This window comes from Brevibacillus sp. 7WMA2 (genome assembly GCF_010748895.1).
Classification (GTDB): Bacteria; Bacillota; Bacilli; order Brevibacillales; family Brevibacillaceae; genus Brevibacillus_B; species Brevibacillus_B halotolerans.
The window spans coordinates 922,224-941,093 of sequence record NZ_CP048799.1; the positions used below are offsets into that span (position 1 = coordinate 922,224).

The 18,870-nt window shown below is 44.0% G+C and carries 2 protein-coding genes; both read left to right on the forward strand.

The window, feature by feature from the left end:
* Positions 1-20 precede the first annotated feature (20 nt).
* Positions 21-10,832 carry an SDR family NAD(P)-dependent oxidoreductase gene (locus tag GOP56_RS03925; RefSeq protein WP_163244571.1) on the forward strand — a complete coding sequence of 3,604 codons (10,812 nt, stop codon included), beginning with the start codon at positions 21-23 and terminating at the stop codon, positions 10,830-10,832.
* 23 nt (positions 10,833-10,855) lie between these two features.
* Positions 10,856-18,862, forward strand: a complete 8,007-nt coding sequence (locus GOP56_RS03930; RefSeq protein ID WP_163244572.1) for an SDR family NAD(P)-dependent oxidoreductase — start codon at positions 10,856-10,858, stop codon at positions 18,860-18,862.
* The last annotated feature ends 8 nt before the right edge of the window (positions 18,863-18,870 follow it).

The window sequence follows — 18,870 nt, forward strand, 5'->3', positions numbered from 1 at the left end:
AAAGAAAGGATGGCCTGCAAATGGAGGGATTCAGAGGAGGAAGCCTGCAAATGAGGTGGTGCGACGAGCTTCTGTACAGGTTGCTTTGGGGTCAGCTTCAATCTATGGGATTGTTTACAGAAAAACGTTCGACAATAGCTGCTCTCAAGGCAAAAATGGGATTGCGTGATCTATATAACAGATGGTTTGAGGAAAGCATAGCAGCGTTCGCAAAGAACGGATACCTAGAGGCCAATGGTGACTCGATCACGGTAGCTGATTGCAAGCTTGTAGATACTAAGCATTTATGGACAGCATGGGATCAGAAGAAAGAAAATTGGCTTCTCGATTCTAATATCAGGGCTCAAGTCGTCCTCGTGGAAACCACCTTGCGGGCATTACCAGACATTTTACGAGGAAGGATTCCTGCCACTGATATTATGTTTCCAAATTCCTCTATGGAGCTAGTGGAAGGCATTTATAAAAATAATCTGGTAGCTGATCATTTTAATGAAGTGCTTGCCGATATTGTGGTTGCGTACGTTCAAGAACGGTTGAAGCAGGATGAGTTTGCGAAAATCCGAATTCTTGAGATCGGAGCAGGTACAGGCGGAACCAGCGCGATGGTGTTTAAAAAGCTGAAGCCGTATCAAGCTAACATAGAAGAATATTGCTACACAGATTTATCAAGAGCTTTTCTCATACATGCAGAAAAAGAATATGGTCCAGATAATCCATATCTAACGTATCAGATATTTGACTTGGAGAAACCAATTGCTAATCAAGATGTTCCTGCTGGTGAATATGAACTAATTATTGCAACGAATGTATTGCATGCTACGAAACAAATCCGGCACACTTTACGAAATGCTAAGGCTGTTCTGAAAAAAAATGGCTTACTCTTACTTAACGAGTTAAGTGACAGTTCTTTGTTTACGCACTTGACCTTTGGATTGCTGGAAGGATGGTGGCGGTACGAAGATCCAGAGGTGCGAATTCCTGGCTGCCCTGGAATCTACCCCGACATCTGGAAAAAGGTATTGAAAAATGAAGGCTTTCACTCTATTTTCTTCCCGGCAGATGTGTATCATGCTTGGGGTCAGCAGATCATTGTTGCTGAAAGCGATGGAGTTGTTCGTCAGCAGCAGATCGAAGCTCCGTTACATTCCGATAAACCGGGCAAAAAGGATACACGTCCATCCACAGACTTAGCGAAATCGTTACACCCGAAGCAACAAAATAAAGGTCAGGTATCTATAGCTGGAAGAAAAAAGTCAGCAGAAGATATTACAGAACAAACTGTCAAGGATCATGTGAAAGAAACGATTAAAGAACAATTATCTGTAGCCTTAAAAGTGGATAGTAGCTTAATCGATGATGAGGAATCCTTTGCAGATTACGGAGTAGATTCCATCTTGGGTGTTCATTTGGTAAGGCTCATTAATGACTCTTTAGCGGTGGAGCTAGATACGACGAGCCTGTTTGACTATAGCTGTGTGAATCAATTGACAGCGTATATTTTGTCTACTTTCAAAGAGCAACTTGCAAACACACTGGTAGCACAGGTACGTACGTCAACGTCAACCGGTAGCTATAAAGCTCAGCTCCATGAGCCTGTTCCCACACTTATTCAGGATGAAGTTCCTGCTGCATCTAATCAGATGTCGTATCGGATGAAACCTGCACACAGAGAAGCGAAGTTCAGAAGCCATCAGGAGTCAGAACATACCAGTAGTACGAATGAGAAGGATCGTATTGCAATTATCGGAATGAGTGGTAGGTTTGCTCAATCTAACACCTTACACGAGCTATGGGAGCATATTTCGCGTGGTGACGACCTGATTGGGGAAATTAGCCGGTGGGATATCTCTACTGATGCTTCATGGGAAAAACAGAATGTGTGCAAATATGGCAGTTTCTTAGATGACATCGATCAATTTGATCCGATGTTTTTTAATATATCAGGATTAGAAGCTACCTACATGGACCCACAGCAACGACTCTTCCTAGAGGAATCCTGGAAGGCTTTAGAGGATGCCGGTTATGCTGGTGAGGCTATTTCCAGTCGGAAGTGCGGAATATATGTTGGTTGCTGTGGAAGCGATTATTCATTGCTATTTGACGAGGAATTGCCGGCTCAATCGTTTTGGGGAAACGCAGCTTCGGTTATTCCAGCACGAATTGCCTATTATTTAAATTTACAGGGACCTGCTGTTACGGTAGACACAGCTTGCTCCAGTTCGCTGACAGCTATTCATTTAGCTTGCCAAAGCTTATGGTCGCACGAGACTGAGATGGCTTTAGCAGGAGGTGTTTTTGTACAATCAACGCCGTTATTTTATCAAAATGCAAATCGAGCAGGAATGCTATCTCCTACGGGCCGATGTTATACCTTTGACGAGCGGGCTGATGGATTTGTGCCAGGAGAAGGAGTTGGGGTAGTTGTCCTAAAACGCCTTGAGGACGCTATTGCTGATGGGGATCACATCTATGGCATCATTTCGGGATCGGGACTAAATCAAGATGGCACGACAAATGGGATTACAGCTCCCAGCGCGAATTCCCAAGAACGTCTGGAATGTCAGGTATACGATCGTTTTCATATTCATCCAGAGCAGATACAGATGGTGGAAGCCCATGGAACAGGAACGAAGCTTGGTGACCCTATAGAGTTTCAAGCTTTAACCAGAGCATTTCGCCGATATACGGATAAAAAGCAATACTGCGCGGTTGGTTCCATAAAAACGAATATTGGACATACAACAGCCGCCGCAGGAGTGGCTGGAGTCATTAAGATTCTGCTTTCATTACAACATAAACAGATACCCCCATCTTTGCATTATCAAACAGGTAACTCCAATATCCGGTTTGAAGAGAGTCCGTTTTATGTAAATACGGCATTATCTGCGTGGAATGTGGAGTCGAGTCACAAACGACGGGCTGTGGTCAGCTCTTTTGGATTTAGTGGAACAAATGCACACATGGTTATCGAGGAGCCGCCGCAGGTAATGAGAGATTATGAGAAGAGACCGGGTTATCTCATTGCGGTATCGGCTCGCTCAGCAGATCAGCTTCGTCAACAGGTAGAGCAATTGCTTCATCATGCTCAGCATAAACCTGAGGTGGATTTGGGGAATATGAGCTACACGCTTCTGTTAGGAAGAAAGCAATTTCATCATCGCTTGGCTTTTGTCGCGGAAACGCTGGACGAGCTGATAAAATTGCTACGAAAGTGGTTGGAAAAGGGCAAGTCACCGCGAATCTATCAATCGGAGCTTGGAGAAAAGGAGAATCGGGAGCAACTGTCTCTTAAGGGCTACGGTGATGAATGTATTGGGCAATGTGTACAAACCGATCAGCCGAGCGTTTATTTGGAGCATTTATCCGTTGTTGCCGAATTGTACGTACAAGGCTACACATTGGAATTCGAACGGCTGTTTACCGGAGGAGGATATTCGAGAATATCGTTGCCTACCTATCCCTTTGCCAAAGAGAGATACTGGGTGTCTTCATCGAAAGCCAAGTCTCCTCTTACCCGTGAAACAGCTTTACTCAAAGCAGAGGTCTTACATCCGCTCGTTCATCGAAACACTTCAACCTTATCTCTACAGCGCTTTCAATCAACATTTACCGGTAGGGAGTTTTTCTTAGCCGATCACGTGGTGAAGGGACAACGGCTGTTGCCAGGGGTAGCTTATCTTGAAATGGCTAGAGCCGCCATGGAAGCCGCTGTAGAAGACAAGGAATATGCTATGACAGGGATGAAGCTAAAAAATATTGTATGGACCAAGCCTATTCCAGTTGACAAGGAACCCGTTCAGATTCATATCGGACTTTATCCTGAGGAAACAGGTGAGGTTACCTTTGAGATATCTAGCGAACCTGATGAGATGCACAGCAATCCCATATTCCATAGCACAGGCCAAGCAGTATTTGAGCAGATAAATCAAAGAAGATCGCTCGATATTCAAGAAGTAAGGTTGCAATGCACTCAAGGCTTGCTGACCTCAGCCCAATGCTATGAGACATTTAAGAATATGGGCATTGCCTATGGTTCTGGGCATCGGGGAGTACAGAAGATATACGTGGGAGAAGGCAGAGCATTGGCAGAGCTATTGCTTCCTGAATCCGTCTCTATTACGAAAAAACAATTCGTTTTGCACCCCAGCCTGATGGATGCTGCACTGCAAGCTGCAACACTTGTATTGCTACATATCGATGGCACGAATGCTGAAGAAAAAAACGTATCAAATAAGCCACCTTTGCCATTTGCATTGGAGGAGCTAGAAATAGTAGGGGAATGTGTTCCTAGAATGTGGGCACACATTAGATACAGTGAAGGAAGTCATCCGAAAGACAAGCTACCAAAGCTAGATATTGATTTATGCGATGAGCAGGGAACCGTTTGTATACGGATGAAAGGATATTCCTCAAGGGTGTTGGAAGCAGATGCCGTTTTGGAAACAGCTTGTACACAAGGAACCCTAATGCTACTACCTGAATGGAAAGAAGAAGCGATTAAATCGAACGTTTTGGCTCCTGAGTATGGAAGGCACATGGTTTTCCTTTGTGAACCGACATCAGCGCTTTCCAGTGAGCTACTGGCTATGCATACAAATATTGAATTCATCACATTGTATGCTGAACAGCAGGATGTCCATTTACGTTTTCAGGCATATGCACAGCAGGTTTTTGAAGAGATTCAAAGGGTGCTTATTGATAAACCAAAAGGAAAAGTACTGATCCAAATCGTAGTTCCGTCAAATCCCGAGCAAAGACTTTTCGCCGGGCTTATTGGACTATTAAAAACGGCTCAACTCGAAAATCCTAACGTCATTGGACAAGTAATCGAAAGTGGGGAGCAGGACGCAGTTCAAATTCTTCACAAATTAAAAGAGAATCAACATAGTCCCCAATCTGATCATATACGCTATCAGGACGAAAAACGTTTGGTAGCAGGCGTGAGGAGAGCAGAGCCTACCTACAGCCTAGAGAAGCTTCCGTGGAAAGAAAACGGTGTCTACCTCATCACGGGAGGGGCAGGCGGTCTGGGATTGATTTTTGCCGAAGAAATTGCCTCCAGCCAGAAAAGAGCAACAATCATATTAGCTGGACGATCGCCTCTATCTTTAGATAAAGCGCTTCATTTAAAGGAGATTCAGGAGAGCGGTTCCTATGTCAAGTATCAGCAGGTGGATATTACGAAAATTGAAGAGGTTGAGAGCCTGATTCAAAGGATTCAAAAAAGCTTTGGTCGGCTAGATGGGATTATTCACAGTGCTGGCATCATTAACGATAATTTCATCCTGAAAAAAAATAAACAGGAATTGGGTGAGGTCCTAGCTCCTAAGGTGTCAGGCTTAGTTCATTTAGATGAAGCGACCAAGCATATCAATCTGGACATTTTTGTCCTGTTTTCTTCCATAGTAGGATACTTGGGAAATGCTGGGCAGGCAGATTACTCTACAGCGAATGCTTTTATGGATGCTTATGCCAGGTATCGTAATGAACTGGTCATGGCGAAACAGCGGCAGGGTCATACTGTGTCGATCAACTGGCCTCTCTGGCAGGAGGGTGGGATGCGTGCTGGTAATGAAGCAGAAAAACAGTTGATGAACAGCATTGGTATGCTTCCGATGAGCACCTCGACTGGCATTAGTGCCTTCTACCAAGGAATTGCTGTGGGCGAGTCACAAATCATGTTTATGGATGGATACCTTGAACAGCTTCAAAAGGTATTTGTCGAGGCCCCCTCCTTGCCTGTTCGTTCCTTTACGGAGGAGCCCTCCTTTAAACAGCATAAGACTCCTGTACTGTCACCTGCAAAAGATCAGCTTCATGACAAAGTGATATTGCTGGTCAAAAAACTGCTTTCTTCTGTTATTAAGCTACCAGTCAATCGTATTGAAGAAAATGCCCCCATGGAGATATACGGGATCGACTCGATCATGGTTATGGATTTGACTGCGCAATTAGAAAAAACGTTTGGTTCTTTACCAAAAACCTTATTTTTTGAATTTCAAAATATCAAGGAGCTAGCAGCATATTTTATCGAGAATTATGAACAGCCATGTTTGGAGCTGTTAGGAATCAGGACGGGTAAAGCTTCAGAAGGAGACATTGTAGAAGCTGGTAAGAATTCTACAGTGGAGTCAAAGCCTGCAAAAGGGAATGTACCACGTCAACAATTACACCGCATTAGACCTCAGTTCAAACATATGCATCGTAGCGAAGACGAGGATAATATCGAGAGAAAAAGCGACGTAGGTTTATTGGATATCGCGATTATCGGGGTTTCGGGACGTTATCCGGGTGCAAAAAACGTACAGGAATTTTGGGAACATCTAAGAGACGGAGTGGATTGCATCACTGAGATTCCTCAAGATCGCTGGGATTTTAACCTGTACTATGAAAAAGATAAAATGACTCCCGGAAAGACAAATAGCAAATGGGGGGGCTTTATCGAAGGCGTGGATCAGTTTGACCCGCTTTTTTTCAATATTTCACCAAGGGATGCCGAATTAATGGACCCGCAAGAAAGACTATTTTTAGAATGTGTCTATGAAACCCTTGAAGACGCTGGCTATACCAGACACAATATCGGCAAAAACGATGACACTGGTATGCGGGGGAACGTAGGCGTTTTTGTCGGAGTGATGTACGAGGAATATCAGATGTATGGCGTTGAGGAAACCCTGCGAGGAAATCCGATTGCACTTGGTGGTAATCCTGCCTCGATCGCCAATCGGGTATCCTACTTCTGCAATTTTAATGGACCTAGTATAGCCATCGATACCATGTGCTCCTCCTCATTAACAACGATTCATCTCGCTTGTCAGAGCTTACAGCGTGGAGAATGCGAAGCGGCTGTTGCAGGTGGAGTTAATATTTCGATTCATCCTAATAAATATTTGTTGCTTGGACAAGGAAATTTTGTTTCTAGCAAGGGAAGATGCGAAAGCTTTGGACAGGGTGGCGATGGTTATGTGCCGGGAGAAGGAGTAGGTGCAGTCCTGCTTAAGCCGCTCGGGAAGGCGATTGCAGATGGGGACCAGATTTATGGTGTTATCAAAGGAACGGCGATAAATCATGGGGGAAAAACCAATGGATACTATGTTCCGAATCCAAATGCTCAGGCGAGTGTGATTGCAAAAGCATTTGAACAGTCCGGTATTTCTGGTAGAGCTGTCAGCTATATAGAAGCACATGGAACTGGAACTTCTCTAGGAGACCCAATTGAAATCGCAGGTTTAGCCAAAGCCTTCAGAAAGTATACCAAGGACAATCAATTCTGCGCGATTGGCTCAGCGAAATCAAACATTGGCCATTGTGAAAGTGCCGCTGGGATTGCAGCCGTAACGAAAGTGCTTTTACAGCTTAAATACGGGATGCTAGTTCCTTCCTTGCATTCTAACGCATTAAACCCAAATATTGATTTTACTCTTACGCCCTTTATTGTTCAGCAGGAGATATCTGAATGGAAGCGTCCCGTTATTGAAGTAAATGGGGAGGACAAAGAATATCCACGGATTGCTGGTATATCCTCTTTTGGAGCGGGCGGTTCGAATGCCCATGTCATTATAGAGGAGTACACACCAGAGGATCATCAGCATGCGTTTCCGTCTGTCATGCAACAAGGGCCAGCTATCATCGTACTTTCGGCAAAAAACGAAGAACGGCTACGGCTTCAAGTGCAACGATTGTTGGCTGAAATAGGAACTCATTCGTTCCACGACAAAGAGCTGTCTACTATCGCGTATACGCTCCAGGTGGGTCGAGAGGCGATGGAGGATAGGCTCGCTGTTATTGTGAGTACGATCCAAGAGCTTGAAGAAAAACTGACAGCTTTTTTAATGGGACAAGAGAATATAGAGGGTTTGTACAACGGACAAGTAAAGCGCAATAAGGATGCTATCGCTATTTTTGCCGCAGATGACGATTTACAACAGGCCGTTCATGCTTGGATGGATAAACGAAAATATGACAAGCTGTTGGATTTATGGGTTAAGGGCCTTGTTGTTGATTGGGATAAGCTCTATAGCGGTACTAGACCACGTCGCATCAGTTTACCTACTTATCCTTTTGAAAGAAAGCGATACTGGATACCTGAAGCAGTGGGTAAACAAACGGATGGAATAATGCAAGTATCTACCATGAACACTTACCTGCATCCGCTTTTACATCAAAACACATCTAATTTTGTCGAACAGAGCTTTTGTTCTACTTTTACTGGGAAAGAAGCATTTTTAGTAAAGGATGCAAGCACAGGGCAAAGAGTGTTAACCGGAGTAGCTTGTTTCGAAATGATTAGAGCCGCTATAGAGGAATCTGTAGGGGATGTACCTTATGAGCAATCTACACTACGCCTTACAGATGTTGAGTGGAAGCGGCCGATTGTGATAGACGAAGGGAGAGTCGGGACACATATTAGCCTCTCCCCAAAAGAAAATGGCGAGATTGTTTATAAAATTTATCAGAAACCATCAAAAGCTAGCACGGAACGAATCATATACGGTGAAGGTAAAGCCGTATGGAATCCAGTGATAGAAGAAATACAAACACTGGATATTCCAGTAATAAAAGCTCAATGCAACGAGAGCGTAACACAAAGCAGTGCCGAAACTAGTGAGGCAGAGCAAAAGTGGATAGAGACAGTCTATCTAGGAATTAGACAAGCTTTGATGAAACTGTCTTGTCCTGCTTCCGTTTTTGATAAATCAAGTCCTTTTATCCTGCATCCTAGCTTGATGGATTCCATTCTGCAAACTGCTACAATTGTGCAGAGTTATCCTGATCAAGCGTTAGAGAAGAACGTTAAACCGTCTTTCGTATCTTCTAATCCATTTACATTGCAGGAGCTTGAAATACTAAAGCCTTGCACGCCTGAGATGTGGGCGTTTGTGCGATATAGCAATAGAGGTCAAGCGGGAGATAAGGTGCAAAAACTGGATATTGATCTATGCGATGAACAAGGGATGGTTTGTGTCCGAATGCAGGGCTTCTCTTCCAGAGTGCTGGAGGGTGAGTTCTTGTCCGGTCATCAGGAGGAAGAAGAGGCTTCTTCTGAGATCAGAGAAGAGCCGTATATCGGCCTTACCACACTGGTTCCAGTATGGGATGCTGTTGAGTTGGAGAGAGGACAAGGCGGCTTTTCTGCGACAGAACCAGATCAGGTTGTCGTGGTGGGAGGAACGCAGGAAAATCACAAACAGCTTCAACAGTACGATCCAAAGGCACAAATTGTAGCGTTTCCAATTGAAGATAGCATCGAGCAAATCGCAGAAACATTAAAGTTGTATGAACCCATTAACCATGTAGTGTGGATTGCACCCAATGTTTCATTGGATTCCCTACAGGACGATGATTTGATCGAGGAGCAGAATGCAGGTGTACTGCACGCCTTTAAAACGATCAAAGCTCTGCTGCAACTCGGTTATGGCACCAAGAGGCTGAGCTGGAGTGTGATTACGGAGCAGGTTCAGCCGATTCATTCCCACGATTCTATCAATCCAACCCATGCGAGTCTGCATGGATTAATCGGTTCGATGGCAAAGGAGTATCCGAACTGGCACATCCGTCTGCTGGATATGGAAAGGTGCAGTGATTGGCCGCTTGCGGATATGCTTACCCTGCCTGTGGATGCGGAGGGGAATGCTTGGGTATATCGCAACGAGGAATGGTATCGCCAACAGCTAATTCCTGTACATTATACGAAACGGGAGGAAACGAAATACCGACATGGTGGTATTTATGTAGTGATTGGCGGTACAGGCGGTATCGGAGAGGTTTGGAGTGAATACATGATCCGAACCTATCAGGCGCAAATCATTTGGATTGGACGCAGGGAAAAGGATGCAGCGCTTCAGGAGAAAATAGATAGATTAGCTAGTCTGGGACCTGAGCCGTACTACATCGCGGCAGACGCTAAGGATCGGTACGCTTTGGAACGAGCATATAAGGAGATAAAAGAACGGTTCACCCAGATTCATGGGATCATTCATTCCGCGATCGTATTACTGGATCAAAGTCTTGAGAGAATGGACGAGGAGCGTTTTCATGCAGGATTATCAGCAAAGGTTGACGTGAGTGTACGAATGGCACAGGTCTTTGGGGCAGAGCCACTCGATTTTGTTCTGTTTTTCTCTTCGATGAATTCCTTTTTGAAATCCTCAGGGCAAAGTAATTACGTGGCTGGATGCACCTTTAAGGATGCATTTGCACATCAGCTAGCTAGAGAGTGGACCTGCCAGGTGAAGGTTATGAACTGGGGGTACTGGGGAAGCGTTGGAATTGTAGCTTCAGATTCTTACCAGAAACGGATGGAGCAAGCGGGCATAGGCTCCATAGAGCCGGCAGAAGCGATGGAGGCTTTAGAGGCATTGCTTGCTGGAAGTCTAAATCAGGTTGCCCTGCTGAAGGTTAGAAATAGTAAAGCTTTGAACGATCTGAGGCTGGAAGGATCGATTCAGTTATATCCAGAGCAGTACAAAATCAAGCTAGAGAGTGAAAACATAAGAAATCGGATTGTAATGCCTTCGATTCCTATGCAAGATCGTTTATCTTATTTTCCGACAGAAGAAGGCAATTTCAAGATACAGTCCACTACGGAAACAGTAATGAACACTTTGGTGTGCCTTGCCGCTCAGGTACTCAATGTCACAGCAGAAGACATTGATCCGGATACAGAGCTTAGCGAGTATGGATTTGATTCAATAAAGCTAGATGAATTAATGGAAAGAATCAATCAACGGTATCATCTGGAGATAACTGCTACCCTATTTTTAGAACATTCGACCTTAACAAGCTTCGGTGAATGTCTGGTTGAGCAGTTTGAACAATGTTTGAAGGCATAAAATCAAAGATGGGGGCTTTTTGAATGAAGGAGATGGAAGAGCTTCTTTGCAAGTTACTCTGGGGGCAACTACGGTTATTGGGGTTGTTTTCTAAGGAAGGTATACTTGAGGCCGAATTCGAAGCTAAAGCCGGAATAAAGCCGAAATATGACAGATGGCTTCATGAAACATTAATGGTTTTGACACAGCATCACTATCTGTCCTACAACGGAACAAGCTTCTTTGTTACCCATTCAGAAGAAGTTGATCTGGATGCTTTATGGAGCGAGTGGAATCTTCAAAAACGTGTATGGATAAAAGATCGGAGCATGAAATCTCGAATCGTTTTTGTTGAAGCGACACTGAGAGTATTACCGGACATTCTTACGGGGAAAGTACCTGCAACAGATGTCATCTTCCCGAACTCTTCTATGAAATTAGTTGAAGGCATTTATAAAGAAAATCCACTGGCTGATTACTATAATGAAGTGCTTGCCAATACGGCAGTGGCATATATGCAAGAAATACTTGCTCATGATTCTAAAGCCCGGTTTCGCTTGTTAGAAATTGGAGCAGGAACCGGGGGAACCAGCGCGATGGTTTTCCAAAAACTGAAACCATATCATGAGCATCTTGATGAGTATTGCTACACGGATGTATCAAAAGCTTTTCTACAGCACGCTGAACAGGAATATGGCCCGCATAATCCCTACTTAACCTATCAAATCTACGATGTCGAAAAGCCTGCGGACAGACAGAGCATTCAAATCGGTGAGTATAATCTAGTGATTGCCACTAATGTGCTTCATGCAACATCAAACATTCGGCAGACACTTCGGAATGCTAAGGTATTGCTGAAGAAAAACGGTTTGTTGTTAATCAATGAAATCAGTTGTAAGTCTGTATTCGCTCATCTGACATTCGGGCTTTTAGAGGGATGGTGGCTGTATGAAGACCCGTCCTTACGTATACCGGGATGTCCAGGATTAGTACCAACATCCTGGAAGCGAGCTTTAGAGCAGGAGGGTTTTCACTCTGTCTTTTTTCCAGCAGAGAAAGCCCATCATTTGGGTCAGCAAGTTGTGGTGGCTCAAAGCGATGGGGTAGCCCGATTGAATCACTTGTCTAAAAATAACCCTGCTCCTAAACAATCTGCATCGCAAAAGAAAAAAACTACTTTACAACCGACTTCAGCGCAGAGGGTAGACGATGTAACAGATCAGATGATTAGGGATTTTGTAAGAGATGCACTCATTGAAAAACTGTCGGATTCTTTAAAAATGGACGCTCAACTAATCGATGCCGACGAATCCTTTTCTGATTATGGATTAGATTCTATCACCGGGGTTCAATTCGTTACGGTATTGAATGAAACATTACAGACGGAGCTGTTGACGACAAGCTTGTTCGATTATAGCTCTGTTCATAAATTGACGGATTACATTGTGTCGGAATATAAGAAAGAAATTTCAGACAGGCTGGGCGTATCTGCTCAGCCTGTAAGTGTGAACATGCGTGTCCTAGAAAAACAACAAGAGCCCGTATCAGAGCATAGTGAACACAACCGATTCTTAAGTAAAGACGCACCTTTAGACTTACAGACTGCAGACAGCCTAGAATGTCAGCGTGAATCATTTTCGAAAGACCCCATTGCGATCATCGGCATGAGTGGAAAATTCGCCAAGGCGGATACTTTAGAGGAGCTATGGGATCATTTAGCCAATGGGGATGATTTGATAGAGGAAGTTACCAGATGGGATCTTTCTAAGTATTTTGGTAAAACAAAGTATTGTAATCATGGTGGCTTTATTAAAGACATTGATCAGTTTGATCCTTTCTTTTTCTCTATTTCAGGGACTGAGGCCGCTTATATGGACCCACAACAACGGCTTTTTTTGGAGGAAGCGTGGAAGGCATTAGAGGATGCTGGGTACGCAGGTACAGGGATGGATGGACGTGCCTGCGGAATTTACGTGGGCTTTAATATGGATTATTATTCCGAGCTGATTGGAGAGGAAGCCCCCGCACAGGCGATGTGGGGCAATGCTGGCTCGGTGATTCCAGCTCGACTCGCCTACTATTTGAATCTGCAAGGGCCTGCTGTTACTGTGGATACAGCTTGCTCAAGTTCGCTGGTATCCATTCATCTGGCATGTCAGAGTTTATGGTCACGTGAAACAGAAATGGCATTAGCGGGTGGTGTTTTCCTTCAGCCGACACCGGGCTTTTATATCAGTGCTAACCGAGCTGGCATGCTGTCTCCAAAAGGGCGTTGTTATACCTTTGACGAACGTGCAGATGGTTTTGTGCCGGGAGAAGGTGTCGGTGTGGTTGTGCTGAAACGACTACAGGATGCGATCGCTGATGGTGATCATATCTATGGAGTGATTCGAGGCTCGGGTGTGAATCAAGATGGCACAACAAATGGGATAACTGCCCCAAGTGCCAACTCACAGGAACGCCTGATCCGCCATGTTTATGATTCCTTTTGCATTGATCCACAAAACATACAATGGATTGAGGCACATGGAACGGGAACAAAGCTGGGAGATCCCATCGAATATCAAGCCTTAACCAGAGCATTTCAAGGGTACACAGACAAAACGAAATACTGCGCGATCGGTTCAATTAAAACCAATATTGGGCACACAACAGCAGCGGCGGGAGTAGCTGGGGTAATAAAAATTTTACTTGCTCTCAAGCATAAACAGATTCCACCTTCGATCAATTTTCAAACGGGAAATTCCAACATTCAATTTGCTGATAGCCCGTTCTACGTCAATACTTCACGTAAGGCTTGGGATGTGCAAACTGGATTAAAGCGATGTGCAGCAATAAGTGCGTTTGGCTTCAGTGGAACAAATGCACACATGGTAATAGAGGAAGCTCCACAAATCATGCATCGTCATGCGGATTTACCTGGAATTATATTAGCCCTATCCGCTCGTACAAGTGACGAACTTCGTGAACAGGTAAGCCAATTGATCAAATATTGCGAAAGAGATCGAGATGTCAACTACCATAATATGAGCTATACGTTACTCGTGGGAAGAAAGCATTTTCCGTATCGTGTTTCTTGTGTGGCGAGAAATGGAGATGAACTGGTCAGCACTCTTAAAGAGTGGCTAATGAAGGGGACAGCCGCAAGTGTATACCAGACAGAGCCGAACAAAAATGATCAGCGTGAAAAAGCGACCTTGAGACGGTATGGGAACGAATGTATCGAAAAGTGCTTGCAAATAGGCCATGAGGACGAGTATTTGGAGCAATTGTCAACAGTAGCGGAATTATACGCGCAAGGATACACATTGGAATATAAACGCTTATTTGCAGGGAAGACTTTTTTCAAAATTCCATTGCCAAAATACCCCTTTGCCAAGGAACGCTATTGGGTGCCCGATACAAAAAATCTGCCTAAGAAACATGAAGAATCAACAAAAAGAAAAGCAGAGCTCCTTCATCCGCTCCTTCATCATAATACATCAACCTTGTCTGGACAGCGATTTTGCTCGATTTTTACCGGGGAGGAGTTCTTTACATCTGATCATGTAGTGAAGGGACAGCGGGTATTTCCAGGGGTAGCATATCTGGAGATGGCCAGGGCGGCAGTGGAAGCTTCCGTGGGGGATCACAAGGAAAAACTGTCAGGCATTAAGCTGACAAACGTCATTTGGTTACGGCCTATTGTGATTAGTGAAGCACCTGTGGAAGTTCAAATCAAGCTTTCTTCTACAAATGAAGCGATTGCGTATGAAATATGTAGTGAGCCAATATCAAGTAACACCGAGCCTATATTGCATAGTCAAGGGAAGGCGATAGTGAGTTCATTTGCGAAAATACCGACTCTCCCTATTCCAGAAATTCAAAAGCAATGCAATGGTATAGAGATTACGTCTGAAGAGTGCTATGCGATGTTTCGTAAGATTGGACTAGACTATGGCGAGTGTCATCAGGGAATCGAATATTTGTATGCTGGCTCAGGTCAAGTCTTGGCAAAGCTAACACTGCCAAAAAAGATTTATGAAACAAAGGATTCCTTTCTGCTGCACCCTAGCTTGTTAGATTCAGCGTTACAAGCGGTGTCAGGTTTAACGTCAGTCACTATTCATTCAGATAAAACAGCATCCTTTCATCAAGTAAAGCCAGCTCTTCCATTTGCTTTGGATGAGGTGGAGATTTTCGGCGGATGTGTTCCTTCTATGTGGGCTTATATACGCAGCAGTGGAGATAGCCTTACAGATGCCAGAACACAGAAGGTAGATATCGATTTGTGTGATGAACAAGGAACGGTTTGTGCAAGGATTAAGGGACTCATGTTCAGGGAAATTGGAACAGAAGCTGAAGAAGGAATTATCACGACAGCATTGGAAAAAGAGGACACTACTACACTGCTTCTACAGCCAGAATGGATAGAAAAACCAGTTACTGCTCATGACAGCTCAGAGTCTGACTTGTTCCGTCAAGTGGTCATTTTATGTGAGCTTGATGAGGCTATCAGGGATGACCTTATTCGTACTGTTTACAAGGATGGTATCGATTATCTCGTATTGGATTCAAGCGGCACAAATAGCATGGCAGAGCGATTTCAACTATATGCTTGGCAATTGCTAGAAAAAATTCAAGGTCTCCAAAAGGGAAAAATAAAAGGAAAAATACTGATACAAATCGTAACGTCTAGCACACCGGAGATGCCGGTGTTTTTAGGATTATCTGGTCTTTTATTGACAGCTCGGATAGAAAATCCTCAAATTGTCGGACAAATGATAGAAGCAGAAGCAGGTGCTACTGCGGAGGCACTATTTCATAAGCTGGAGGAAAATAGCCGTTCCCCTCATGACTTCTCGATTCGATATGAGGCTGGTAAGCGTTTGGTTGCTACTTGGACTGAGGTTAAAGAGCTTTTCGAACAAACGAGTCTTCCTTGGAAAAACAGCGGAACCTACCTGATTACTGGAGGTGCTGGGGGGCTTGGTTTTATTTTTGCCTCAGAAATTGCACATCAAGTAACGTCTCCAAAGCTTATTTTAATTGGACGATCTGCAATCACGGAAGATGGCTTAGCTAAGCTTAAAGAATTGGAGCGCGCAGGCGCTTATGCTGAATATATGCAAGTAGATATAGCACATGAGCATCAGGTACAAGAAATGATTCGGCATATTCAGGAGAAGTTTGGCAGTATTCAAGGAATCATTCATAGTGCGGGAGTAGTTCAGGATCGTCTTATGCTCAATAAAACACAAGATGAACTAAACAATGTAATGGCCCCGAAAGTAGCTGGTCTCATTCATTTAGCCGAGGCAAGCAGGAATAGCAATCTCGATTGGTTTATCGTATGTTCCGCGGCCGCCGCTGTACTAGGTAATGCGGGTCAAGCTGATTACGCAGCCGCCAACGCCTTTACCGATGCTTATGCAGCGTACTATAACAAAAAGCTAGGTCAAAACCAAGGGCGGATGATATCCATCAACTGGCCATTATGGAAAGACGGCGGCATGAAGGTAAATCAAAGCACAGAAAAAATGCTAAAGGAATCGCTAGGGATGGTGGCTATGCCGTCTCAGAATGGCATCCGTGCTCTGTATCGGGGGATGGCAACTTGTCAAAATCAGATCGTCGTTTTGGAAGGAAATGAGCATCAGTTAAAGCAAGCTGTTGGAATTTTGCCGAGGAAGCAAGAGCTCAAGATCTATAATGTTGAGAATGCTCTATCTCAGGAAATGCTGGAAGAAAACACGATCAGCTTTGTAAAACAGGTGTTAGCGGAAGCCATCAATCTTTCAGTTGACCGAATTCAGCTTGGGACCACCTTTGAAAAATACGGACTAGATTCCATCATGCAAATTGAATTGATTAAAACGTTGGAAAAAGTGACAGGCGAGCTTTCCAAAACATTGCTCTTTGAATACAACACGACTCAGGAATTGGTTGAGTATCTCGTTGTTAATCATCGGGATAGATTAAACGAATGGTTCTTATCTCACAAAGAGGAAGCATCCGGACAAGCACCCGCAGTTGCTATTGATTGGAGCACCACTACGGATTTTTCCAATGAAAGTAAACAGGCACCGAATTCCCAAACTACACAGCTACCTGAACATTCCGTAGCAAGCAATATACAGGATAATGACGACATCGCGATCATTGGCATCAGTGGTCGATACCCGCTTTCGAAAAACGTAGAAGAGCTGTGGGAGCATTTGGTGAGGGGAGATAATTGCATCACAAAGGCATCCATAATGAGCAGGAGTTCTTCTTTTGTAGGCTCTTTATCGGAAAATTTATCAGAGGAGAATACACCACAATATTACGGCGGATTTTTAGATGATCGGAATCGATTTGATCACTATTTGTTTGAGATGGAGACATCTGAAGCTCTGGAACTCCCGCCAGAAGTCCGCTTATTTTTGGAGACGGCCTGGGAAACCTTTGAGGATGCTGGCTATTCCAAGGATGCCTTGCGAGCGTTTCAAAGGAAAAATGCAACCGGTATAGGTGTGTTTGTCGGAGCAATGTACAACCAATATCCATGGACAATGCCTTCTATGGAACAAGCGGTGCTGCATTCGAATCGGACTGATTGGCAAATTGCTAACAGAGCCTCCCATTTTTTTGATTTAAAAGGACCGAGCATCGCTATTAATACAGCTTGTTCCAGTTCACTCACGGCAATTCACCTAGCATGCGAGAGCCTGAAGCAAAATAGTTGCTCTATGGCTATTGCCGGTGGAGTTAACTTGACCTTAGATCCTTCTAAATACGTTTCACTAGACCAAATTAATTTCTTGGGAAGCGGCAATCAAAGTAAAAGCTTTGGAACAGGTGATGGGTATATTCCAGGGGAGGGTGTAGGAGCAGTTCTATTAAAGCCTCTCTCACTAGCTATGGAAGATCGGGACAAGATTTATGGAATCATTAAGGGGAGCTACATGAATCACAGTGGCGGAAGACAAAAGTACAGTGTCCCCGATCCAAAGCAGCAAACCGAATTAATTGAAGAGGCGATCAAACGATCCGGTATAGACCCAGAAACCATTACCTATGTGGAATCGGCCGCTAATGGCTCTGAGCTTGGCGACCCAATAGAAGTAGTTGCCCTTCGCAATGCGTTTGCAGCGTATACAAGCAAAAAGCAATTTTGTGCATTAGGCTCCATTAAATCCAATGTGGGACATCTGGAGGCGGCATCAGGAATATCTCAGCTAAGTAAAGTGCTTCTCCAGCTTAAACATAAAACCCTTGTTCCAACGATAAATGCGAGCGTACGAAACCCGAATATAAAGCTAGAGCACACGGCCTTTTATTTGCAAGAGAAAACGGAAAATTGGGATCAGCTACAAGACTTCGAAACAGGTCGCACCATTCCACGTAGAAGCATGATTAATTCTTTCGGTGCGGGAGGTTCGTATGCGAATCTGATCATTGAGGAATATCTCGGTGATACTCCTTCAAAAGCAAAGGATACTGATTCCGAAGAAGTTCTGCTTATTTTTTCTGCCAAAACCAAATGGAGCCTAATGGAGTATAGCAAGCGGCTGCTGGTACTGTTGAAAAAGAATGATTCTGTATCGCTTAGTGATCTGGCGAATTCGTTATACAGAATCAATCAGAATTTAACATATCGGATTGGACTACTTGCATCGTCACTAGAGGACGTAAAAGCAAAGCTGGAGTCACTTCTTCAGCATGAACCAGCAGAAGACAGTGTCTTTATCTCGTTAGATGTGCCATTTCAAGATTATACTCCTCCTTCAACCACTTCATCACAGGATGAAGGATTAAAGGGCCTAAGAGAGTTAGCAGAGGACTGGATAGCAGGTGCTTCTATCGATTTTTGGAAACAGTGCGGCAATATGGACTCTCCTTTGATCGATTTGCCTAAATATGCTTTTGACCATCACGTGGAGTTTGATTTTCATCTTGATCATTCTACAGTAATTGATGAAAATGCGGAGTTTAATGAAGAGTTTTATCGGGAAATCTTGGAGAAAGTTTCTAAAGGTGAAATTTCAAAAAACAAGGCATTGCAATTATTTAACAAATTAGAGGTGTAAGGTGAATA

Excerpts from the sequence above, each read along its gene's own strand:
- GOP56_RS03925 (WP_163244571.1), top strand. The coding sequence starts at position 21 with ATGGAGGGATTCAGAGGAGGAAGCCTGCAAATGAGGTGGTGCGACGAG.
- GOP56_RS03930 (WP_163244572.1), top strand. The coding sequence starts at position 10,856 with ATGAAGGAGATGGAAGAGCTTCTTTGCAAGTTACTCTGGGGGCAACTA.